This window comes from Archangium sp. (genome assembly GCF_045802675.1).
Classification (GTDB): Bacteria; Myxococcota; Myxococcia; order Myxococcales; family Myxococcaceae; genus Archangium.
This window is the reverse complement of the sequence record NZ_JBJMQO010000046.1, coordinates 63,404-85,164: the sequence shown is the minus strand read 5'-3', so window position 1 is coordinate 85,164 and position 21,761 is coordinate 63,404. Positions and strand designations below refer to the sequence as shown.

The window sequence follows — 21,761 nt, the reverse complement described above, 5'->3', positions numbered from 1 at the left end:
GCCCTCCCCTTACGCGTTGCGGCCGCCGACGGTGATCGACGCGACCCGGACCGTGGGAATGCCCTGGGACACCGGCACGCCCTGCCCATCCTTGCCGCACGTCCAGCCACCCTCGTCGATGACGAGGTCATCGGCCACCATGTCCACCTTCTCGAGCACCTTCGGTCCGTTGCCGATGATGTTCACGTCCTTGATGGGGCGCGTGAGCTTGCCGTCCTCGATGAGGTAGCCGTTCTTCACGTAGAAGGTGAAGTCGCCCGCGCCGATGTTCACCTGCCCGTTGGTGAAGTTGGAGCAGTAGATGCCCCGCTTCACCGACGCGATGATCTCCTCCGGCTTGTGCGGCCCCGGGAGCATGTACGTCGAGCGCATGCGCGGCAGCGGCGCGTGCCGGTAGCTCTCGCGCCGGCCGTTGCCCGTGGGCTTCACCTTGTAGTGCTTCGCGGAGATGGAGTCGTGGAGGTAGGTGGTGAGCACGCCGTTCTCCACGAGCATCGTCTTGCCGGGCTCGTTGCCCTCGTCGTCCACGTTGATGGCGCCGCGCGCGTACTCGTTCGTGCCGTCGTCGACGATGTTCACGAAGGGGTGCGCAATGGGCTTGTTGATCTTGTCCGCGTAGATGGACGTGCCCTTGCGGTTGAAGTCCGCCTCCATGCCGTGGCCGATGGCCTCGTGCAGGAGGATGCCGGACGAGCCCGCCGCGAGCACCACCGGCATCTCCCCGGCCGGAGGCTGCGAGGCCTCGAAGAGGATGGTGGTGCGGCTCACCGCCTCGCGCACGATGCGCTCCAGGCGCTCGGGCGAGTAGAAGTCCAGGCCCGCGCGGCCGGCGACGCCGTAGGTGTTCTGCTCGCGCTTGCCGTTCTGCTCGGCCACGCACGACAGGTAGAGCGTCGTCATGGGCTGCACGTCCTCGACGAGCCGGCCGTTGCTGTCCGCCACGAGCACCGCGCCGTGCTCATCCGAGAACGACAGCGTCACCTTGGAGACGCGAGGATCCGCCTTGAAGGCCGCCCCGTTGAGGCCCTCGAGGATGGGCAGCTTCTGCTCGGGGCGCACCGCGTCCCAGCCCGCCTTGAGCACGTAGCGCTGGGGAATGTCCTTGTAGAGGTGGAAGGACCGCGGCCCCGCGCGCGAGGGCCCATCCGCGATGGCCGCCGCCGTGCGGGCCGCGCTGCGCATCGCGTCCAGCGTGAGCTCCTCGGTGTACGCGTAGCCGGTCTGGTCGCCCTTGATGACGCGCACGCCCACGCCGAGTTCCACCGTGGTGTACGCCTTGTTCACCGCGCCGTCCTCGAGCGCCATGGACGTGGAGACGCGGTGCTGGAAGAACAGGTCGCTGTAGTCCCCGCCCCTCGACAGCGCGGCCGCCAGCGTCTCGCGGATGAGGTTCTCCGTGACGCCGAAGCGCGCGAAGTACCCGATGGAATCCGACGGCCCGTCCGAGCCGCCTCCAGGCCCTCCCGGGCCCGCCCGCTGCGTCGTCGAACAGCCGGACAGCAACTCGCCCGCTCCCGCCATTGCCATTGCCGTCGTGCCGTAGCCGACGAAATCACGTCGCGTCATTCCGGTCCTTCCTCCCGCCATGGCACTCCCTCATGGTGCGGTCACAGCGTGCAGTCACAGCGCACTCGGAGAGTAACCGCCCGGGCATGCGGGTATTCCGGAAATCCGCCTCGGCCACCGCTCCGTGGCCCAAACAACAGAAAGAGGACCGGGCGCCTGACAGGTTGGCGCACGGCCCTCCGGGGGACGGCTCGGGGTGTGGGCTCGGGAGACGCCGCTCAGGACACGGATGTCATGCGCACCACCTCGTCGAAGGAGGTGAGGCCCATGGCCAGCTTGCGCACCGCCGCCTCGCGCAGCGTGCGCGTCCCGCCCCGGCGCGCCGAGTCCAGCATCTGCTGGTGACTGGCCCCGCGCGAGACGTACTCGCGCAGCTCGTTGTTCATGTTGACGATCTCGAAGGCGCCCGTGCGGCCCCAGTAGCCGGTGCCACGGCAGCGCGGGCAGCCGGCGCCCTTGACGATGCGCACGCCACCCGGAAGCAGCGGAATGGGCGTGCCGAGCATGGCCAGCTCATCCTGGGACAGCGAGGTCTGCTGCGCGCAGTGCGGACACACGCGGCGGAGCAGGCGCTGGGCCATGATGCCGATGAGGCTCTGCGCCAGCAGGAAGGGCGGCACCCCGAGATCCTTCAGTCGCGCCACCGCGCCCACGGCGTCGTTGGTGTGCAGCGTGGAGAGCACCAGGTGACCCGTGAGCGCGGCCTGCACCGCGTTCTCCGCCGTCTCCCCGTCGCGGATTTCGCCCACCATGATGACGTCCGGGTCCTGGCGCAGGATGCTGCGCAGCGCTCCGGCGAAGTCCAGCCCCACCTTGGGCTGCACCTGCACCTGGTTGAAGCCGTCCCACACCATTTCGATGGGGTCCTCGATGGTGGTGACGTTCACGTCCGGGCCCGCCACCGCCTTGAGCGCCGAGTAGAGCGTGGTCGTCTTGCCGCTTCCCGTCGGGCCCGTCACGAGGATGATGCCGTGCGGCTGATCAATCCACGACTCGAAGGAGGCCTTCTCCTCGGGGTCGAAGCCGAGCTGGGCGATGTCCTGCACCAGCGTCTCCGGATCGAACACGCGGATGACGACCTTCTCGCCGAAGGCGGTGGGCAGACAGGAGACGCGCAACTCCACCTCGCGGCCATCGCGCTCGGTCTTGATGCGGCCGTCCTGCGGCTTGCGCTTCTCGGAGATGTCCATGCGCGAGAGCGTCTTCACGCGCGACACGATGGGCGGGTGCACACCGGCCGGCAGCGTGTAGACGGGGTGCAGCACGCCGTCGATGCGCAGGCGCACCAGCGAGGAGTTGCGCTTGGGCTCGATGTGGATGTCCGAGGCGCGGTTGTCGAAGGCGTAGCGCAGCATGTAGTCCACCGCCTGCACCACGGGCTGGTCCGCCGCGTCCAGCTCCTTGCGGCCACTGAGCGAGACGAGCTGCTCGAAGTTGCCCACCTGCGTCGAGTTCTGCGGGTTGGCGGAGAAATCATCCGCGGCGCGCGTCAGCGTGTTCTTGAAGCCGTAGGTGTCCGCGATGGCCTTGAGGATGTCCGTCTTCGAGGCGAGCACCGGCTCGATGGGCATGCCGGTGAGGACGTGGATGCTCTCGTAGAGCTCCTTGTCGAAGGGGTTGGCCACCGCCACCACCAGGCGGCCCTCCGCGCTGCGCTCGAGCGGCAGCAGCACGTGCTTCTGCGCGAAGGGGCGCGACACGGTGCGGGTGGCCAGCGCCATGTCCAGCTTGAGCGGGTCCACCTTCTTGTAGGGGATGCCGGCGGCGCGCGCGGCGAGCTCGGTGAGCCGGTCCTCGTCGAGCACCCCGCGTCCGTCCGCCAGCGGCACCTGGAAGGCGGCGACGAGCTCGACCGGGGAGACCTCGTAGCGGGCCGCGTCCTTGCCGACGATGCCCTGGTTCTTCAGCACGCGGGCGCGCGCGGCCGGCTCGCGCGTGAGGATGTTCTGCGCCTGCTCGGCGGTGAGGATGCGCTGCGAGACGAGCGCCTCGAGCACGAAGGAGAGCGAGAAGTCGGTCTTGCTCCGGGAAGTGGCCGGAGGGGGCGGAGCAGGCGGGGTGGCGGGCGCGGGCAACGGCGTCTCCTTGTGACGGCGGGCCGCAGTCTACCCGCGAATGGCCCGGACGGTGGCCTCGACCAGCGCTTCCGGGGTGGGCCGCTCGGCCACCGAGGCCACCGGCAACCCGAGCCGCTCCAGCGCCGCCGCCGTGGTGGGGCCTATGGCGACCAGCCGAGCCGTGCCCAGCCCCTCCCGCCCGGCTGCCTCCAGGAAGGCCTCCGCGGTGCGCGGCGAGGCGAACAGCGCCACGTGCGGCGGCGAGGACGCGAGCCGCGTCCGGGCCTCGGGCGACAGCGGCACCGAGGCCGAGCGGTAGGCCGTCACCCGTGCCACCCGTGCGCCCTGCTCGAGCAGGGCGTCCTCCAGCTCGCGGCGTCCCTCCTCCGCGGCCGGCAGCAACACCTCGTCCTCGGCTTCCAGGCCGGGGCGCATGACCTCGTAGAGCGCCGCGCCCGTGCCCTCGGGGGACTCGACGGCCACGTGCAGCCCGTAGCCCTCCACGGTGCGCGCGGTGCGCGGGCCCACCACGGCGATGCGCACCTGCGACAGGCACGCCATCGTGCCCGCCTCGCGCAGCGCCTCCATCAGCGCATCCACCGCCGCGGGGCTCGCGAACACCACCCACTTGTAGCGCTGGATGGACTCCGCCGCCGCCATCAGCGGACGCGGATTCTCTGGAGGCAGCAGCTCCAGCAACGGCACATGCAGCACTTCAGCGCCCTCGTCCTCCAGGAGGAAGCACAGCTCCTCCGAGCGTTCACGCGGGCGCGTCACCAGAACACGGATGCCTTCGAGTCGCCTGTCCACGGCGAGGCACTCTAGGACTCCGGCACGGGCGAGGCGTGGCCAAAATCACGAAGGATTTCCGCCGCGCCGCGCGACAACAATTCCTCGGCGAGCGCCTCACCCACCGCGAGCGCCGTCTCGACGGGGCCACTGCGCTCGGCCTCCACCACCTTGGAGCCATCTGGCCGCCCCACCAGTCCACGCAGCCGGACGGTGCCGCCTTCCACGGTGGCGTGTCCGGCGAGCGGGACGGTGCAGCCGCCCTCGAGCCGGGCCATGAAGGCGCGCTCGGCCGTCACCGCCACGCGCGTGAGCGAGTCCTCCAGCGGCGCGAGCAGGCTGCGCACCTCGGCGTCCTCGGTGCGGCACTGGATGGCGAGCACCCCCTGCCCCACCGCCGGCAGGCTGACGCTGGTGGGCAGTACCTCGGAGATCTCCGTCTCCAGCCCCAGGCGCTTGAGGCCCGCGTACGCGAGCACCGCGCCATGCAGGCCCAGCTCGCGCATGCGCGCCAGCCGCGTCTGCACGTTGCCGCGCAGGCTGACGATCTCCAGGTCCGGCCGCCGCGAGCGCAGGATGCAGCTGCGCCGCAGCGACGACGTGCCCACGCGCGCGCCCTTGGGCAGCATGTCCAGCGACAGGCCCGCCGGGCTGCAGAAGGCGTCGCGCGGGTCCTCTCGCTGGGGCACCGCCGCGAGCAGCAGGCCCGCGGGCAGCACGGACGTCATGTCCTTGAGGCTGTGCACGGCCAGGTCCGCGCGGCCATCGAGCAGCGACTGCTCTATCTCCTTCACGAACAGGCCCTTGCCACCCACGGTGGACAGGGGCGCGGAGAGGAAACGGTCCCCCGCGGTGGTCATCTCCACGAAGGAGACCTCCAGCCCCGGGTGCTGATGGGTGAGCAGCGCGCCCACGTGATGGGCCTGCCAGAGCGCCAGCGGGCTCTGCCGCGTGGCGATTCGTACGGCCTTCATCCCTTGCCTCCGTTGACCACCACGTTGGGACCGGCCGTCCCCGACGGTGCGGGCGTGTCCTCGAGTCCGAAGAGCTCGGCGGCGGCACCCGCCAGCCGGTTGCCCTCGTGCTCGGGGCCCACCGCCCTCAACCGGGCCGTGGGCTCGTGCAGCAGCTTGTTGACGATGGCGCGCGCCATGGCCTCGACGCTCTTGCGCTGCTTGTCGGTGAGGCCGTCACCGATGGCCGACAGCGTGCGCTCCACCTCGGCCCTGGCGATGGACTCGCCGCGCTGGCGCAGCTGGGCGAGCACGGGCACGCCGGTGCGTACGGCGCGCTCCCGCGCGAAGCGGGCGACCTCCTGGGCCACCAGCACCCCGGCCTTCTGCGCCTCCTCGGCGCGCGCGGCGGCGTTCTCCGCCACGAACTTCTGGATGTCGTCCACGTCGTAGGCGTGCACCCAGTGCAGCTCCCCCACCTCGGGGGCGATGTCGCGCGGCACGGCCAGGTCCACCATGAAGAGCGTGCGGTGCTTGCGCGCCTTGCCCACCGCGCCCACGTTCTCCTTGGTGAAAAGGGGCACCGGCGAGGCCGTGCTGCACACCACCACGTCCGCCGCGGTGAGCAGCGAGAACAGCTCCTCGAAGGGACGCGCGGTGGCGCCCACCTCGGCCGCGAGCGACTCGGCGCGCGCCAGCGTGCGGTTGGCCACGAAGAGCCGGGTGGCTCCGGCCTGCTTCAGGTGACGCGCAGCCAGCTCCGCCATCTCGCCCGCGCCCACCAGCAGCACCGTCTTGTCCGACAGCCCGTCGTACACCTTGCTCGCGAGCGCCACGGCCGCGCTGGCCATGGAGGTGGCGGCCCGGCCAATCGCCGTCTCCGTGCGCACCCGCTTGGCGCACCCGAAGGCTGCGGCGCACACGCGCGTCAGCTCGCCCCGCACCGCGCCCGCGCCCTGGCCCAGCTCGAAGCCGTCCTTCACCTGGCCCAGAATCTGGGCCTCGCCCAGCACCATGGAGTCCAGGCTCGCCGCCACCCGGAAGAGGTGGACGAGCGCGGCCTCGCCCCGGTGCTCGTAGAGGTGCTCGAGCGTCTCGGGCCCGCCGAGCCGCTGCAGCTCCTCGCGGGCGCTCTCGCGCATGCGGTGGAGGTCGGGCGCGGCCAGGTACAGCTCCACGCGGTTGCAGGTGGACACGAGCAGCGCCTCGTTGGGCGCCTGGGCCAGCTGCTGCAGCAGCTCCACCTGACGTGGCTCGGGCAGCGCGAGCCGCTCACGCACGGACAGTGGCGCGGTCCGGTGCGACAGGCCAATGCACAGGAACTCCATGGTTAGCGCCACCCCCCGCCGACGTGGGAGAAGTCATACGACGAGAGGAAGCACACCAGCAGCAACCCGAACCCCGTCATGGTCAACAGCGCGACACGCCGGCCCCGCCACCCGCCGAAGGAGCGGGCGCTGACGAGCGCGGCGAAGACACCCCAGGCCACCAGCGTGGCGATCTGCTTGGACTGCCAGGCCCAGAAGAAGCCCGGCGCCGCGCTGGAGAAGAAGGCCCCGGTGACGAGCGTCACCGACAGCGCGATGAAGCCCACCACCACGAGCTGGCGGTTGAGGGTGTCGAGGAACTCCAGCGAGGGCAGGCGCGAGAAGAGCAGGCCGAAGCGCTTGCCCTTCACCTGCCGCTCCATCAACAGGTACATCCCCGCCACGCCCGCGGCCACCGCCGAGGCGGCCACGCCCAACAGGGCGATGGTGATGTGCACCGGCAACAGGGGCTGGCGGATGGCCGGGTGCAGCACCTGCCCGCCCCCGTCCAGCAGCAGGCCCGGCAGCAGCACCGCCACCGCCAGCGGGGTGATGAAGGCGCCAATCACCGGCTTGCGGTAGCGCACGTCCACCACCAGGAAGATGGCCAGCAGCAGGAAGGCGAAGGTGGAGAAGCCCTGGGCCACGCCCACGGGACCGCCGCCCTGGGCCCCGAAGAGCCCGAAGAGGGCCACCCCGTGCAGGGCCAGGCCCGTGCCCACGAGCAGCCGCCCCGCGGTGGCGAGTGGGTCCACCTGTCGGACGAGGTAGGCCAGATAGACCAACGCCGCGACGACATAGGCGTGGCAGGCGAGCGAGACCAGCGCGTGATTCATGGAGAAACAACCCAACAGGCCGAGGGGTCAGCCCATTTTGTTCAGGAAGAAGGCGGCGAGGAGATCCGCCTCGGAGCCCGTCTTGCCGTCCGCTGAGGAAGCATCCGAGGGAGAGGGAACCTCGGCCACATAACCGGGGACCACCTCGTACGCCGTGTCCCCGAGCAACACTGAGTCGGCCATCTGCTCGGCCCCCAGGGACTTGAGCTGATCCTCGGTCTTCACCTTGGTGACCAGCCCATTGGCATCCTCGCCGGTGACGAGCTGCACGATATGCACGGCGGGTGTGACCGGGTACACGCCTTCCTCACCGGTCACCACCAGTACCCCGTCCTTCACGTCCGCTTTGTCCTCCAGTGCCCACTCCTCGAGCTGGGCCTGGGGAAGGAAGAGCCTCATCACGGCGCTAGCTTACACCTCCGCGCTCCGGGCCGAAGCGCCATCTATCAATCCAGAACAACCGGTTGCGACCTACCCGCCCCGTCCGCATCTAAGCAAGCAGAGGGGCGGGAAGAATCCCGTCCTTGCAGGGCTGGCGGACGCGTACTAGAGCACGCGCCTCCTTGCTTACCTGCACGCCGGAGGAGACACCATGGCAGGCGCTGACGTGATGAACATCGGGGATGGGGATTTCGCGAAGGAAGTGCTTCAGTCCGACCAGCCCGTGCTGGTGGACTTCTGGGCCACGTGGTGCGCCCCGTGCCGGGCCATTGCCCCCGCCGTCGAGGAGCTGGCCACCCAGTACAAGGGCAAGGTGAAGGTGGCGAAGATCAACATCGACGACAACCAGGACACCCCGCAGCAGTACGGCATCCGTTCCATCCCCACCCTGCTCGTCTTCAAGGGCGGCAAGGTGGTGGAGCAGATCGTCGGCGCGGTGCCCAAGTCGAAGCTCGAGGCCGCGCTGCAGAAGGCCCTCTGAGCCGTTGCATCTCCCGCGCGGAGGGCCCCTGTCCGGGCTTCCGCGCGGGGACGTTGTCGCGGTGCGTCGTCTACTCGCCCCGCCAGCTGTCCGTGGGGTTGTTGGCCTTGAGCAGCTCCCAGGCCGCGAGCGCGTCCACCACCCGCTCCAGCTCGTTGGGCAGCCCGCGGGCGCGGTTGGAGCGCAGGTACTCCTCGGCGAAGGTGCGCAGCCGCGTGTCCAGGAAGAGGCGCGCCAGCGACACCTCCGTCTGTCCGTAGAACTCCTCGAAGCGGATGCCGAAGCCGGTGGCCTCGTCCTCGCGGCGCGGACGCTGCTCGCGCACGATGCGGGCACGGGCCTCCACGGGCGCCGCGCCGGGCTCCAGCGAGAAGCGCACCCGGAGCTCCGTGTCCATGGGGAGGAAGAAGGTGCTCTCCAGGAACGCCCCGCCCACGCTCACGTTGCCCGAGCGCAGGGTGGCGGTGAAGCGCCGCTCGCCCCCGCCATCGTCGATCCACACCTCGAAGCTCGTGGCGAGCCGCGCGCGCGGGAAGTGGCGGTGCTCCAGCTCGTCCTCGCCCCCCGGCTCGATGACGGGCGAGAAGAAGCTGCTGCGCGCCGGGGACGGAGACGGGGACGCCGCGGGACGGGCGGGAAACCCGGGCCTCGGGGGCGGGGCGGCGGGGGCCGTGCCACGACGGAAGGGATCCACGCGCGCGGCGGGCGCGGCGGGAGGAACCGGGCGGGCCGGCTCGGGACGAGGGGCCGGAGCCGGAGCCGAGGCGCGCGTGGGCGCCGGGGCCCGCGGGGCCACCTCCGTCTGGGGGGCCGCTGGAGGGGCTGCCTCCGTGACCTCGGTGTCCTCCGGCTGGCCGGATGCCTTCTTGCGGGAGCCCTTCCTGTCCATCTTGTCCTCCGGGGGAACGGACAGATTTCCATACCCCAACCTGCGTGTTTCATACACCATGCCCGCCCTCGTCCGCGCGCGGAGATCGCATGCTGGGAAACCTCCTGAAGCCCGAGTTCGACGCGCTCATCGCCGCCAAGGACTGGAACTCCCTGCGAGATGCCTTCTCGGACATGGACCCGGCGGACATGGCCGAGGTCATCGAGGACCTGCCGGCGGACGAGAGCGGCATCATCTTCCGGCTGCTGCCGCGCGACACGGCGGCGCTCGTCTTCGAGTACCTCCCCCCGCACCAGCAGACGGAGCTGCTCGGGACGCTGGGCAAGGAGCAGCTCAAGAACCTGCTGGACGAGATGGCACCGGACGACCGGACCCGCCTGCTCGAGGAGCTGCCGGCCGAGGTGACGAAGCGGCTGCTCACCTCGCTGTCACCGGGGGAGCTGAAGGTGGCCCGCAACCTGCTGGGCTACCCGGAGAAGAGCGCCGGCCGGTACATGACGCCGGAGTACCTCACCATCCCGGGCAACCTGAAGGCGGGAGAGGCGCTCGAGTACGTGCGCGCGCACGGGCAGGGCCGCGAGACGCTGCACGTGCTCTACATCGTGGACGAGAAGGGGCGGCTGCTGGACGACTTGCGGCTGGCCTCGCTGGTGCTGGCGGGCCCGAACACGCCGGTGACGGACATCCACGACAGGCAGCTGGTGAGCATCCCGGCCACGGCGGACCGCGAGGAGTTCATCAGCATGTTCGAGAAGTACGACCGGGTGGCGCTGCCGGTGACGGACTCGCAGGGCGTGCTGGTGGGCATCATCACGGTGGACGACGTGCTGGACGCCGCCGAGGAGGAGGCCACCGAGGACATCCAGCGCATCGGCGGTATGGAGGCCCTGGAGGCGCCCTACCTGGACAGCGGCATCGTCGAGATGCTGCGCAAGCGCGTGGGCTGGCTGACGGTGCTCTTCGTGGGGCAGATGTTCACCGCCACGGCCATGGCCTACTACCAGGACGCCATCGCGCAGGCGGTGTTCCTCAGCGCCTTCGTGCCCCTCATCATCTCGTCGGGAGGCAACTCGGGCTCGCAGGCCACCTCGCTCATCATCCGCGCGCTGGCCGTGCGCGACGTGACGCTCAATGACTGGTGGAAGGTGGCCGCGCGCGAGGTGATCAGCGGCCTGGCCCTGGGCGTCTTCCTCGGGCTGCTGGGCTTCTTCCGCATCCTCATGTGGCCGCAGCACGAGGTGCTCTACGGCCCCCACTACGCCTGGGTGGGCGTGGCCGTGGGGTTGAGCGTGGTGGGCGTGGTGACGTTCGGCACGCTGTGCGGCTCGATGCTGCCCTTCCTGCTGCGGCGGCTCGGGTTGGATCCCGCCACCGCCTCGGCGCCCTTCGTGGCCACGCTGGTGGACGTCACCGGCGTGGTCATCTACTTCACCGTCGTCACCCTCATCCTCGGCGGCCGCGCGCTCTGAGCCCGCCGCTCGAGGGCGCCTCGGTGCACCTCAGTGCACCAACGACACGTTCTGGTCCCCGGTGGTCCCCCCACCCCGCTGCCCGCGGTACTCGTTGCCCGGGACGTGGATGAGAACCACTTCCATCACCTTGTTGCGCCGCGTCTGGCTCGTCTCGGAGAGCACCTGGCCGCGCCACTGGTAGGGGTCCGTGGTGGGCACGCGCGTCTCCTCCACCAGCTCCGACCTCGAGAGCGCCAGCCGGCCCACGAGGCACTCCGCGCGGAGCACCACCTGGAGGTCATTGTCCGTGGTGGAGTCGGGCGTCGCCGGGAAGAATTCGTCGATGTTGTCGGAGAGGGTGACGCGGAAGTCCGGCGGGTGACTGGCATCCACGGCGTGTCCATCGATGCGCCCGAAGGAGCCATCGCCCCAGTTGGAGGGGTCCGTCGACTCCGGGTTGCTGTAACCGGAGTTCGGCTTGAGCATGTCGTTCCACCGGGCGTAGTTGTCGCCGTAGTACTTGCGGCCCCACTGGGCGGCGGACTCGGCGCAGGACTGCGCGTCGATGTCGCGCACGGAGCGGCCACTGCGCTCGCGCTCGGCGCCCGTGTACGCGAGCACGCCGAAGATGATGAGGGCGAGCAGCAACGTCACGGCCAGGGACGTCAGGAGGGTTGAACCCCGCGGGGCTCGGGCTCGGGACTTCATGTCATGCGTCTCCTGCCCTCAGATGCGCGGGGCCACGAGGTTCTTGAGCAGCACCACGGTGCTGATGACTCGGCGGCGGTAGCCACTGGAAGGCGGGCGGCTCGCCGCGCTCCCGAGATCGATTCCCCGCTCGAAGGGGGTGTCTTCCTTCGCGACGAGCTCGCCCTTGTCGGACACCAGCGTGGTGCTCGTGCGCGCCGACAGGCTGATGCGGGCGAAGGTGAGCCCTGGGTCCATTGACGCGTTGGTCGGCCCCACGTCGGTGTAGGCCCCGGAGCCGGAGTCGTCCGCCACGCCGTCGTCGTTGCGGTCGTAGCCCCACTGCACCTGGAAGTCCTCGACGTTGCGCGCCAGCACCGTCACGAGCGGCGGACTGAAGGGCGCGAACGTGCGCGGGTCCAACTGCTCCTCCACCAGGTCGGCCCGCTCCGGCTCCTTCCCGGCCGCGGCCACGTACCTCACGGAGTAGCGGACGACGCGGACCGGGAACACGGTGGCCCCGGGCTCGATGGGGATCTGCCCGTCCTGCAGGGCCGAGGGATCGCTCTCGTTCACCGTCAGGTCCACCGTCCGCAGGGCCGCGTTGATGGCCTTGGCCTTGATGGTGACGAGCATGGCCCGCTGGAAGTTGGTGATGATCGCGGCCTCCCCGTTCTGGAAGACCTCGGGCACCACGCCGGGCGTCGTCGGCTGGCGCGCATCCGGCGCCACGCTCACCACGTTGGTGCCCGACAGGGGCGCCAACAGCACGCTGCGCCGATCCGCGGCGTAGCGCACCAGCGTGAGCGTGTCGGGCTGCTGCGGCATGGACGGCGCATGGAGCGCCGCGGTGCCGTTGGCGAAGAACAGGGCCGGACGCTGCTGCCGCCCCAGCGTGCTGTCCAGGTAGCTGTAGACGCCCCCACCCGCGCCCGCGGCGGACATGGAGCGGGCCACCACGCGCAGCGCCGTGCGGGCCTCCTCGTTGGCATCCGACAGCAACTGCTGGTTGCGCTGCATGCGCCCGGCCGCCAGCAACACCGCGGCGGCCGCCGCGAGCATCACCAGCCCGAGCGCCGTGCCGATCATCAGCTCGACCAGCGTGAGCCCGCGCTCCAAGCTCCGCCCGTGGGCGGCCCCTAGCGAGTCAGGACGGCACTGGTGACGGCACATTGGGAATCACCCTCGTTGAAGTCGCGGCACCCGCCATCTGGCGCGTGGCTGACCGCGACGAAGATCCGCCAGAGGTCCCCCTGCGCGCCCGTGGAGGACACCTGTTGGTAATGCACGTAGCGCCGGTACTGGCAGGTGGCGTGGTAGCCCTCGGCGGCCGTACCGGTGCGCCTGCACGGGCGTCCGTAGACATCCACCCAGCCCACCAGCTCCGGATTCACTCCGCTGCACAGCTCCGCCACCGGGCCCGACACCGCGGAGCCGAAAATCTCCCGGCAGTCCTCGGGCGTCCCATCGGGGACGAAGCTCGCCCCGGCCGCGGCCGCTTTCAGCTTCAGCTTCTGCTCTCCGAGCGTCAGCCCGTCCAGCCGCTGCTGCGCCAGACGCATGGCCACGTAGTGACGGTAGGAGGCGCTGGTGGACCGGGCGGCGAGCGTGTTGGCGGACACCAGTGCCAACGCCGCCACCGCCACGAGCCCCATGGCCACCATGGCCTCGATCAGCGAGAACCCGCGAGCGTGTCTCCGTGCGCGCATGGTCCACCTACTCCGCGAGGGCACGGCCCAGATCCAACCACGAGCCGACCCGTGCCTGGGTCCGCCTGCCCGCGAGGCCCGTCGTGGGCACGGCGCCCCCGAGCGCGGCCGGAGGCGTCCTCTGCAGGCCCACCATGCTCTGGGTGATGATGGAGCCATCCGGCAGCACGAGCCCGCCGGCGGCCGCCTTGCCGCTCTCGCTCACCACCTTGTCCCCCGCCGTCTGGCTCAGATCCAACACGTGGGTGCGCCCCTGCATGTCCGAGCTGAAGGGATCCGACTCGGTGGTGCCATAGGCGGTGGTGAGGACGATCTTGCTGCCGACGAGCTTGGGCGAGCCCACGGCGCGCTCCTTCTCCGCCAGCTCCGTGAAGAGGGCCGCGCCCGGCTTCGCGGTACCGCGCTGGGACATGAAGCCCACCAGGTCGGAGAGGACCTGGTTCACCTTGTCATAGGAGAGCTGATCGCGGATGCGCAGGTCCTCGGGGCTGGAGGCCACCACGTACACGCGGCCCTTGGTGACGGAGTTGCGCGCGAGCACCCAGTCCGGACCCGCGGTGCCGAAGACGAGCGCCAGCTTGCCAGCGGCCGCCTTGCCCACGCCCAGCGTGGAGAAGGGCCCCGAGTCCAGGTTGTACGGCAGCCGCATGATGGCGGGCACGGTGCTGATGGGGTGCAGGCCGTTCTCGGTGGCGAACAGGGGGTAGCTGACCGGGCCGCCGGACACGCTGTCGAAGTAGTTGAGGTTGACGCCGGTGAGGATGGACAGCTCCCAGAGCCGGCCCTCCATGTCGCCCACGTACACGCGGTCCATGCTGCCGTCCCCGTCCACGTCCAGCGTGGAGGTGCCGCCCGGCACGGAGTTGGACGTCAGGGCGCCGTAGGGCCGCTCCCACTGCCACAGCTTCTTGCCCGTGCCCGCGTCGAGCGCGAACACCTGCAGCTGCTGCGCCCCCGTCCTCGCGCCGTTGGTGGAGACGATGACCTGGAAGCTGGGACGGTTGCCCCGGCGCACCGGCACCAGGTTCATGTCCAGCGAGTCCCCGAGGTCCGTGTAGTTGTACGGGCCCGTGTGCACCGCCGAGGACAGGTCCTTGTAGTCTGGAGCGGGCACGCCCGTGCGATCCGACCACAGCGGGGCCGTGTTGTTCGTGCGGACGGGGTCATCGGTGTTGTCCACGCTCGCCGTCACGTCCCACAGCACGACGGGCTTGAGCGGGTTGGTCACGTCCAGCGCGAACATCTCCCCGCCCAGCCGGCCCGAGCCGGAGATGAGCACCGTGCGCCAGCGGTAGAGGCCGGTGTTGCGCTCGTTCGGGGAGAGCACGCCATCGTCGTCCTTGTCCGCGTAGTCGACGTACACGTCGGTCACCACGGGCGACACATCCACCCGGGCGTTGTTGGTGCGCAGGCGCGACAGCTGCCCCTTGGGGATGAAGGCCCACAGCTCGGTGCCGGGCAGCGGCGGGCTGAAGTTGGGCTGCGTGCCGCGCAGGTAGAGCGCGTGGAGCTGGCCGTCGAGCCCGCCGATGTAGATGACCTCCGGGCGCGGGGCCTTGATGTAGTCGCTGGGGCCCACCACCGCGGAGCTCGCGTGGTCCAGGCCGCCGAGCGTCGCGCGGACCTCGCCGAACTGGCGGTTGTCGCAGTCGGAGACGGTGGGCGTCATCGTGTCCACCGGGGTGCTGTCGGTGGTGTCGTGCGCCACGCAGAAGCCGCGCACCCGCTGCACGAAGTGCTGGCTCACGTGGTTGAGCTCGGAGAGCTTCGCGGTCGGCACCGTGATGTCGATGCGGCCATTGCCGTCCAGGTCCAACCAGCTCGAGCCGGCGGCGTTGCGATCCAGCGTGAGGGCCTCCTGCAGGTCACACACCCCGTCGATCTTCCCGGTCGAGGGCGCATCCACGCAGCGGGTGCCGAGCTGCTCGAGGCTGAAGGGCACGCGCTTGAGCCCCTCCTGGTTCGAGCCCAGCACGGTGAAGAGGGTCCGGCTGCCCGGCTGGGGCATGCGCTCGGTGGCCTCCCACTCGGCGTTCTTGTTGAAGCCCTGGCGGCTGGTGTCGATGCCGCTGGCCAGCAGCGAGCGGAACCGGCCCTCGATATAGGGGAACACCCAGTCCGCGGCCTTGCTGGACATGATCGCGTTCTGGTCCGACATGAAGTTGATGCGCTCGGGGAAGAGCGCCTGGGGCGGCGTGTACAGGTACGTGCCCGACAGCACGTGCATCTGGTCCACGCTGCCATCGGACTTGTAGGTGACGTCGGCCACCGGCTCGGAGCGGCTCGTCTCCAGCGACTGGGGCTTGTAGGCCAGGTTGAGCAGCGTGTTGAGCACGATGCGGTTACCCGCGGCCGAGGCCGCCAGGCTGTGGCCGGCCAGGTAGAGCACGTTGCCCTTCTGGCGGTTGTTGTCCTTGGGCCGCGAGATGTAGAGGTCCCACCCGTCCTTGGCGGCGGTGCCCGACTTCGTCGAAATCATCCGCAAGGTGCCGGGCCCGTAGCTCTGGAGCTTGCGCGGCCGGAAGCCCTCGACGGCGCCGAAGGTGACGGAGAACTCGAAGTCGCCCTTCTGGCTGAAGAGGTCCGCGTAGTTGTTGAAGACGTAGCAGTCGCCCGAGCGCCCCGGATCCGAGCAGTCCTGTCCGTTGGGCACGAAGCCGTTGTTGCCGACGAGCTCATTGGTCGTCATCGTCTGCAGGCCCACGCCCGGCTGGGCCGGGTCGGTGGTGGACATGAACTGGGTGGGCCCGTTGTCGGCGTAGACGTCGCGCGTCTTGTCGTCCGGCTTGAAGCTGTCCTCGTACGTGGCGATGGACGCGCACTCGTTGAAGATGCTGTTCCCCAGGTCCACGAAGTGGGAGATGTTCGACAGGGCCGACTTGAGGTTGGTCTGCTTCTGCGTCGTGGACGTGTCGCCCTCCCAGTGCGGGGACCACATCACCTTGTAGTAGGTCTTGTTCGGCGTGCTCGAGTCGGGCGCGTAGTTGAGCTTGCCCTTGGGATAGGTGCCGGTGGAGATCAGGTCCGTGTCCTGATCCAACACGTCGAAGATCTTCCCGTGGTTGGTGAAGGTGCCCTCGGCGCCGGTGAAGTTCAGGCCGGCGTTGGTGAGGTACTGGCGGAGGATCTCCACCGAGCCCGCGTTGGTGGTGTTGCGTCCCTTCACGAGCGCGATGGGCGGGGGCACCTCGTTCATGATGCGGGCCACGGGGCCGACGAAGGCGTTGTTGACCCGGTGCACCCGGACGTTGAAGGCCGAGCCCGGGGCGCAATCGACGGCGCCCTCCGGGCCACGGAAGAGCGCGAAGTCGGCGTGGTTCTTGATGAGGTCCACCGCCTTGGCCGCGTCGGTGGCGTCGATGATGAAGGGCCCGCCCATGTAGCGCAGGAGCTTCCGGTTCACGTCCACCTTGAAGGCGCGCTCGCCCGTGCTGTTCGGGTTGGCGCTGGTGTCGAAGGTGTCGAAGTCGTCCTTGAAGACGCCGGTGGCGTTCTTCAGCAGCGACACGGGACGGCCGGTGTCCTTGGCCACCTGCATGTCACAGCCGTCGATGGAGGTGCCCGTGGCCGCCGGATCGTTCTTGCACCGGTGGTGGCTCGACTTGTTGGGCTGCACCGCCCAGTACACCGTCACGCCCTGCTGCAGCAGGCGGTAGACGAGCCCGTAGGCCGCCGTCACTCCACACTGCGACTGGTAGGCCTTCTGCATCGGGATGATGAGAGAGCCCTGCTCGAAACGGACGTCGGTGGCGTTGGCGGCCAGGGGGAAGGCCAACAGACACACCAGCCACAACGCGCGGAAGCGAAGCGCTGTCATTTGCGTCCTCCGAAAGGGGCGTCAGGGGGATGTCCAACCGGGGGTAGTCGGACCCGCGCACACCTTCACTACGGAGAACATACATCAAAACCAGACAGGGAAAGACGTGGAAAACAGCTAGAACCGTCAGGCCCATCTTTCTCACTGTCTGGTTTCGCGAGTCTCTGTTTCTGAGAACCTCAGAACATGTGCCGGCGCATGCTGATGTTCACCAGCAGACCGATGCTGAGCATGACGCTGACGAGCGAGGAGCCGCCGTAGCTGAGCAGCGGCAGGGTGATGCCCGTCACCGGGAGCAGGCCGATGACCATGCCGATGTTCTCGAACACCTGCCAGAAGATCATCGACACCACGCCCACGGCCACGAAGGCGCCGAACCTGTCCCGGGCGTTGAAGCCCACCCCCAGGCCCAGGGTGAAGACGAGCCCGTAGAGAATCAGCAGGAAGACGCACTTGAGATAGCCGTGCTCCTCGGCCCACACGGAGAAGATGAAGTCCGTGTGCTGCTCGGGGAGGAAGGACAGGCCCGTCTGGGTCCCCTCCTTCCACCCCTTGCCATACAGGCCCCCGGAGCCCACGGCGATCTTCGACTGGGCCGCGTGGTAGCCGCTGCCGCGCAGGTCCGACTCCGGGTCCAACCACCCGGAGATGCGCTTGCTCTGGTGCTCCTTGAGCAGGTGGCGCACGAGCGTGGTGCGGGGCTCGGGCTGCTCGCGCACGTAGTCGTTCCAGATGACGATGGCCCCGGCGAGGAGGCCGGCCACCATCACCGCCACGAGGTACCAGCGCACCTTGCCGAAGAGGATGACGGTGAGCGAGGACAGGAAGATCATCAGCGCGGTGCCCAGGTCCGGCTGCACGAGCACCAGCACGAAGGGCACCATCACCACCGTCACGGGCTTCACCAGGCGCTTGAGGCCGTAGGAGCCGTCTCCGGGCTTGAAGTCGTCGTGGTAGACCTTGGCGAGCATGAGCAGCACGCCGATCTTCATGAACTCGGCGGGCTGGATGCGGATGGGGCCCACGACGAACCAGCTCTCGGCGCCCTTGGCCTTGTGGCCCAGGACGCGCAGCGCGAGCAGCGCCACGATGTTGAGCACGTAGATGGGCACCGCCATGCGGTGCAGGACGCGGTAGTCCACCAGGCACACGACGAGCCCGGCCAGCAGGCTGATGCCCAGGTAGATGGCCTGGCTGGTCCACACGGGCGAGGCCTGGGCGCGCGAGGCCGAGGCCAGGTTGAAGATGCCCAGCCCGCACACCGCGAGCACGCTGAAGATGAGCCCCCACGGGATGTGGGGAACCATTCGACGCTCAATCCGCAGTTGCATCGTTTCCTCCAGCCACCCCACCCCGGGTGAGCGCGACGTCATCCAGGCCCGGCGCGTTGGGCAGCGTCGAGACGTAGGGGGTGTTCTGACGCGGCGGCGGGTTCTCCGCGTCCTGCTTCTTCAGCTCGAAGTACTTCTTGATGACCGCCATGCCCGTGGGGCCGGCGTCCGAGCCACCGTGGCCGCCGTGCTCGTTGAGGACGACCACGGCGATCTCCGGATCCTCCGCGGGCGCGAGCGCGGCGAACCACGCGTTGTCGCGCTGGAAGAAGTCCATCTGCTCCGCCTTGAGACGCACCGTGCCGATCGTCACCACCTGCGCGGTGCCCGTCTTCGCCGCCACGTTGATGCCGAGATCCTTGACGCCCGACTGCACCATGGCCCGGTAGGCCGTCCCTCCCGGCTCCATCGCCGTGGCGACCAGCCCCTCCATCACCGCCTTGCGGTGCACCTCGGGGATTTGGATCTTGTTCACCACCGCCGGCTCGAAGTCGCGGATGACCTCGCCGTCCAGACCCTCGACGCGCTCGACGAGCTGCGGCCGGAGCAGCGAGCCGCCGTTGCCGATGGTCGCGTACACCAGGGCCAGCTGCAGCGGCGTCACGTTGTCATCGCCCTGGCCGATGGCGCTGTTGAGCGCCATGCCCTTGGTGTAGCCGCCCGGGGAGACCTTGTTGTGGTACTCGCTGCTGGGCATGATGCCCGGCACCTCGGCGAGCACGCCGATGCCCGTGGGAGCCCCCAGGCCGAGCGCCTTGCCCATCTCGGCGATGGGATCCAACCCGATGGTATCGGCCACCTTGAAGAACCAGGTGTCGCACGAGTACTGCAGCGCCTGCTTGCCGTTCACCGGCCCGTGGCCGCTGTCCTTGTGGCAGCGCCAGGTGCGCGCGCCGAGCCGGTAGCCCCCGGGGCAGTTCACCACCGTCTCCGGCCGGAAGAGGCCCGACTTGTAGGCCGCCAGCGCGGTAATCACCTTGAAGGTGGAGCCCGGGCTGAAGTGGTCGGCGGAGACGCGGTTGATCATCGGCTGGAGCGGATCCTTGGCCAGCGAGGCCATCTGCGCGGGGGTGATGCGGCCGGTGAGCAGGTTGGGATCGAACCCCGGGCGCGACACCACCGCGCGGATGAAGCCCGTCTTCACGTCGACGACGACCACCGCGCCGGCCGCGCCCGGGAAGGAGCGCTCGGCCTCCTCCTGCAGACGCATGTCGATGGAGAGCACCAGGTTGTTGCCCGGCCGCGACGGCACCACCGCGTCCTTGCCCAGCTTGTCGCTGAACTCCTCGATGATTTTGCCGCGCGCGTTGACGACTTCCTTGCGCACCCCGTCCGTGCCACGCACGGTGGTCTCGAAGTAGCGCTCCAGGCCGCGCCGGCCCACGTAGTCGCCCAGCGCGTAGCGGCCGCCCTCGGAGTTGAGCTTCTCGAGCTCGTCCGTGGTGATTTCGTTCATGTAGCCGAGCACGTGCGAGAGCACGCTCCCGGTGCGGTAGTTGCGGTGCGGCACGGGCACCACTTCCACGCCGTCCAGCATGTCGCGGCGGGCGTTGATGCGGTCGTACTCGTCCCGCGCCAGGTCGATGCGCACCGGCAACGGCTGGAAGGGCGCCGTGCGGCGGGCCGCGCGCACCTGGTCCTCCATCTTCTTGCGCGTGGCCTCGTCCCAGCCGAGCAGCTCGCCCAGGCGCGGCAGCACCTCCTCGGCGCAGTTGGTGCAGAAGGCCGGGATGATGAAGGCGTCGAAGGACGGACGGCTGTCCACGAGGATGGTGCCGCGCCGGTCCTTGATGAGGCCGCGGTCGGCGCGCAGGCGCACCTCCTTCACGAAGTTCGCCACGCTCTTGGCGACGTACTCATCTCCCTGGGTGATTTGAAGGCGGTAGAGCTGGATGGAGAGCGCCACCAGCCCGGCCACCATGGCCAGGCCCACCCACACGAAACGGCGCTTGAGATCGCGCCCAGGAGTCGTCTCGGACAGCGTTGGAGGCGTCAACGCAGCAACCCCGCGGAAGAGTTACGGTCCTGCGACACCTCGAAGCGCCGCAGCAAGGGATAGAGGAGCGCGGCCGCCACGCCGGTGAGCATCACCTGCAGCGGCAGCCCGGGCAGCACCCCGAGGGCCGGGCCTTCGCCCGCCTTCGTGGTGAGCCAGGTGAAGAAGCCCGCGAGCATGCCGTGGCCCACGTCCGCGCCCATGGCGAAGAGGACGAAGGCCGCGCGCCCGCGCACGTCCACCAGCTTCACCACCAGCTTGCCCACCAGGAAGGTGAAGACGGCCAGGAAGGTGAAGAGGCCCGTGGGCTGCCCGCTCATCAAGTCGAGCAGGTAGCCCACCGCGAAGGAGGACCAGGCCCCTTCCTGCATGCTGGCGCGCAGGGCCAGGAAGGCCACGAGCACCACCGTCACGTCGATGCGGCTGATGGCCAGGCCCAGCTGCTGCACCAGCACCGACTCGAGGGTGAGCAGCAGGAGCGCCAGGGCGATGGTGACCAGGAACTTCATCAGCGCTCACCTCCGGCACCGCCGGCGGCGGGCCCCTGCACCAGGGCACCAAAGGGACTGCCTCGCACCAGCACCTCCTCCAGCCGCGTGGTGTCCACCGCGGGCTCGATGTTTCCACCCAGGAACATGCCGTGCTCCGTCTTCTCCAGGTGCGTCACCTTCCCCACCACCAGCCCCGGCGGGTACACGCCGTCCGTGCCGGAGGTGATGATGGCATCGCCCTCCTGGATGTCCTCGGTGCGCAGCGTGTTCTCCAACCGCAGCGGGCCCTTGCCCTGGCCGGCCGCCGTGCCCCGCGCCCGCGAGCGCTGCACCCGCACACCCACGCGGCTCTGCGCGTCCGTCACCAGCGCCACGTCCGCCCACCCGCCCGTGGTGCGCACCACCTGGCCCACAATCCCGTCCGGCGTCACCACGGACATGCCGCGGTACACCCCGTCCGACTCGCCCCGGTTGATTCGCACCGAGAGCAGCTTGGCCACCGGGTTCACCCCGATGACGCGCGCGGCGATCTCCGGCCCCGGCACCGCTTCGGCGTAGGCGAGCAGGCCTCGCAGCCGCTCGTTCTCCGCCCGCGTCTCGCCGAGCACCTGCACGGCCGAGCGCAGCTGCAGGTTCTCCGCGCGCATCTGCTCGTTCTCCTGACGCACCTCGCGCAGGTCGATGTAGCCGAACACCGCGGACTTCGCCCCGTCGATGACGGCGATGAGCCCGCGCTGCAATGGGGCGGTCAAGCCAATGACCACCCGGTCCACGAAATTGGGGTCCCGGCCCCGCCTCCCCGTCGTCAGGAAGGCCCCGAACGGGTAGAGCAGGAGCAGGCCCACGGTGAGCAGCGTACGGTAGCGCTTGAGGAGCGACAGCACTTCGTGAAGGTCCGTGTGGGAGAGAGGGAGCGGCGGAAGTGACGGGGGGGCTCGCTAACTACTCTGAATCGCTTGC

18 protein-coding genes are annotated in these 21,761 nt (G+C 69.5%); 2 read left to right on the top strand and 16 right to left on the bottom strand.

All coding sequences use genetic code 11. The features are described from left to right. Positions 1 to 9: 9 nt before the first annotated feature. From ACJ8AN_RS14225 to ACJ8AN_RS14195, 7 genes are all read right to left on the bottom strand, one after another. Complete coding sequence (locus ACJ8AN_RS14225; RefSeq protein WP_407755876.1) at positions 10 to 1,566, bottom strand: TldD/PmbA family protein; 1,557 nt, start codon at positions 1,564 to 1,566, stop codon at positions 10 to 12. Positions 1,567 to 1,784: 218 nt separating this feature from the next. After that, positions 1,785 to 3,641, bottom strand: a complete 1,857-nt coding sequence (locus ACJ8AN_RS14220) for a GspE/PulE family protein (RefSeq protein WP_407755875.1) — start codon at positions 3,639 to 3,641, stop codon at positions 1,785 to 1,787. 30 nt (positions 3,642 to 3,671) lie between these two features. Continuing rightward, a complete protein-coding gene (locus ACJ8AN_RS14215; RefSeq protein WP_407755874.1) occupies positions 3,672 to 4,433 on the bottom strand; it encodes a uroporphyrinogen-III synthase in 762 nt (253 codons plus the stop codon). Positions 4,434 to 4,444: 11 nt separating this feature from the next. After that, the gene (gene hemC, locus ACJ8AN_RS14210; protein WP_407755873.1) at positions 4,445 to 5,386 is read right to left on the bottom strand and encodes a hydroxymethylbilane synthase; all 942 of its coding nucleotides are present in this window, start codon (positions 5,384 to 5,386) and stop codon (positions 4,445 to 4,447) included. After that, on the bottom strand, positions 5,383 to 6,693 hold the full coding sequence (hemA, locus tag ACJ8AN_RS14205; RefSeq protein WP_407755872.1) for a glutamyl-tRNA reductase: 1,311 nt from the start codon (positions 6,691 to 6,693) through the stop codon (positions 5,383 to 5,385). Before hemA ends, hemC begins: the two co-directional genes overlap by 4 nt. Before the next feature lie 2 nt (positions 6,694 to 6,695). Further along, positions 6,696 to 7,508 (bottom strand): inner membrane protein YpjD, encoded by an 813-nt coding sequence (locus tag ACJ8AN_RS14200; protein WP_407755871.1) that lies wholly within the window; start codon positions 7,506 to 7,508, stop codon positions 6,696 to 6,698. A gap of 27 nt (positions 7,509 to 7,535) precedes the next feature. Then, positions 7,536 to 7,907 (bottom strand): hypothetical protein, encoded by a 372-nt coding sequence (locus tag ACJ8AN_RS14195; protein WP_407755870.1) that lies wholly within the window; start codon positions 7,905 to 7,907, stop codon positions 7,536 to 7,538. 193 nt (positions 7,908 to 8,100) lie between these two features. Here ACJ8AN_RS14195 and trxA point away from each other — a divergent pair, with 193 nt between their 5' ends. After that, positions 8,101 to 8,430: a thioredoxin gene (trxA, locus tag ACJ8AN_RS14190; RefSeq protein WP_407755869.1), complete on the top strand. Its 330-nt coding sequence runs from the start codon at positions 8,101 to 8,103 to the stop codon at positions 8,428 to 8,430. Between the two features lie 70 nt (positions 8,431 to 8,500). On the opposite strand, the gene ACJ8AN_RS14185 is transcribed toward trxA, so the two are convergent. Beyond that, positions 8,501 to 9,319, bottom strand: coding sequence for a PilZ domain-containing protein (locus tag ACJ8AN_RS14185; protein ID WP_407755868.1), 819 nt, complete (start codon positions 9,317 to 9,319; stop codon positions 8,501 to 8,503). A gap of 89 nt (positions 9,320 to 9,408) precedes the next feature. Between ACJ8AN_RS14185 and mgtE the strand changes: the two genes are divergently transcribed. After that, positions 9,409 to 10,788, top strand: coding sequence for a magnesium transporter (mgtE, locus tag ACJ8AN_RS14180; RefSeq protein ID WP_407755867.1), 1,380 nt, complete (start codon positions 9,409 to 9,411; stop codon positions 10,786 to 10,788). 30 nt (positions 10,789 to 10,818) lie between these two features. On the opposite strand, the gene ACJ8AN_RS14175 is transcribed toward mgtE, so the two are convergent. The 8 genes from ACJ8AN_RS14175 to mreC form a co-directional block, all read right to left on the bottom strand. After that, positions 10,819 to 11,478 carry a hypothetical protein gene (locus tag ACJ8AN_RS14175; RefSeq protein ID WP_407755866.1) on the bottom strand — a complete coding sequence of 220 codons (660 nt, stop codon included), beginning with the start codon at positions 11,476 to 11,478 and terminating at the stop codon, positions 10,819 to 10,821. A gap of 18 nt (positions 11,479 to 11,496) precedes the next feature. Next, a complete protein-coding gene (locus tag ACJ8AN_RS14170; RefSeq protein ID WP_407755865.1) occupies positions 11,497 to 12,576 on the bottom strand; it encodes a hypothetical protein in 1,080 nt (359 codons plus the stop codon). A gap of 20 nt (positions 12,577 to 12,596) precedes the next feature. Continuing rightward, a complete protein-coding gene (locus ACJ8AN_RS14165) occupies positions 12,597 to 13,166 on the bottom strand; it encodes a prepilin-type N-terminal cleavage/methylation domain-containing protein (protein WP_407755864.1) in 570 nt (189 codons plus the stop codon). A 7-nt stretch (positions 13,167 to 13,173) separates the two neighbouring features. Continuing rightward, the gene (locus ACJ8AN_RS14160) at positions 13,174 to 16,983 is read right to left on the bottom strand and encodes a hypothetical protein (protein WP_407755863.1); all 3,810 of its coding nucleotides are present in this window, start codon (positions 16,981 to 16,983) and stop codon (positions 13,174 to 13,176) included. Positions 16,984 to 17,162: 179 nt separating this feature from the next. Beyond that, a complete protein-coding gene (gene rodA / locus ACJ8AN_RS14155; protein WP_407755862.1) occupies positions 17,163 to 18,290 on the bottom strand; it encodes a rod shape-determining protein RodA in 1,128 nt (375 codons plus the stop codon). 7 nt (positions 18,291 to 18,297) lie between these two features. Next, positions 18,298 to 20,310, bottom strand: coding sequence for a penicillin-binding protein 2 (gene mrdA / locus ACJ8AN_RS14150; protein WP_407755861.1), 2,013 nt, complete (start codon positions 20,308 to 20,310; stop codon positions 18,298 to 18,300). Further along, complete coding sequence (locus ACJ8AN_RS14145) at positions 20,307 to 20,819, bottom strand: hypothetical protein (protein WP_407755860.1); 513 nt, start codon at positions 20,817 to 20,819, stop codon at positions 20,307 to 20,309. Before ACJ8AN_RS14145 ends, mrdA begins: the two co-directional genes overlap by 4 nt. Further along, entirely contained in the window at positions 20,819 to 21,685 is an 867-nt protein-coding gene (gene mreC, locus ACJ8AN_RS14140) for a rod shape-determining protein MreC (RefSeq protein ID WP_407755859.1), read from the bottom strand. Before mreC ends, ACJ8AN_RS14145 begins: the two co-directional genes overlap by 1 nt. Positions 21,686 to 21,761: the final 76 nt, after the last annotated feature.

Coding starts and splice junctions, on each gene's coding strand:
- ACJ8AN_RS14225 (WP_407755876.1), bottom strand. CDS start 1,566: ATGACGCGACGTGATTTCGTCGGCTACGGCACGACGGCAATGGCAATG.
- hemC (WP_407755873.1), bottom strand. CDS start 5,386: ATGAAGGCCGTACGAATCGCCACGCGGCAGAGCCCGCTGGCGCTCTGG.
- hemA (WP_407755872.1), bottom strand. CDS start 6,693: ATGGAGTTCCTGTGCATTGGCCTGTCGCACCGGACCGCGCCACTGTCC.
- ACJ8AN_RS14200 (WP_407755871.1), bottom strand. CDS start 7,508: ATGAATCACGCGCTGGTCTCGCTCGCCTGCCACGCCTATGTCGTCGCG.
- ACJ8AN_RS14195 (WP_407755870.1), bottom strand. CDS start 7,907: ATGAGGCTCTTCCTTCCCCAGGCCCAGCTCGAGGAGTGGGCACTGGAG.
- trxA (WP_407755869.1), top strand. CDS start 8,101: ATGGCAGGCGCTGACGTGATGAACATCGGGGATGGGGATTTCGCGAAG.
- ACJ8AN_RS14185 (WP_407755868.1), bottom strand. CDS start 9,319: ATGGACAGGAAGGGCTCCCGCAAGAAGGCATCCGGCCAGCCGGAGGAC.
- mgtE (WP_407755867.1), top strand. CDS start 9,409: ATGCTGGGAAACCTCCTGAAGCCCGAGTTCGACGCGCTCATCGCCGCC.
- ACJ8AN_RS14175 (WP_407755866.1), bottom strand. CDS start 11,478: ATGAAGTCCCGAGCCCGAGCCCCGCGGGGTTCAACCCTCCTGACGTCC.
- ACJ8AN_RS14165 (WP_407755864.1), bottom strand. CDS start 13,166: ATGCGCGCACGGAGACACGCTCGCGGGTTCTCGCTGATCGAGGCCATG.
- ACJ8AN_RS14160 (WP_407755863.1), bottom strand. CDS start 16,983: ATGACAGCGCTTCGCTTCCGCGCGTTGTGGCTGGTGTGTCTGTTGGCC.
- rodA (WP_407755862.1), bottom strand. CDS start 18,290: ATGGTTCCCCACATCCCGTGGGGGCTCATCTTCAGCGTGCTCGCGGTG.
- ACJ8AN_RS14145 (WP_407755860.1), bottom strand. CDS start 20,819: ATGAAGTTCCTGGTCACCATCGCCCTGGCGCTCCTGCTGCTCACCCTC.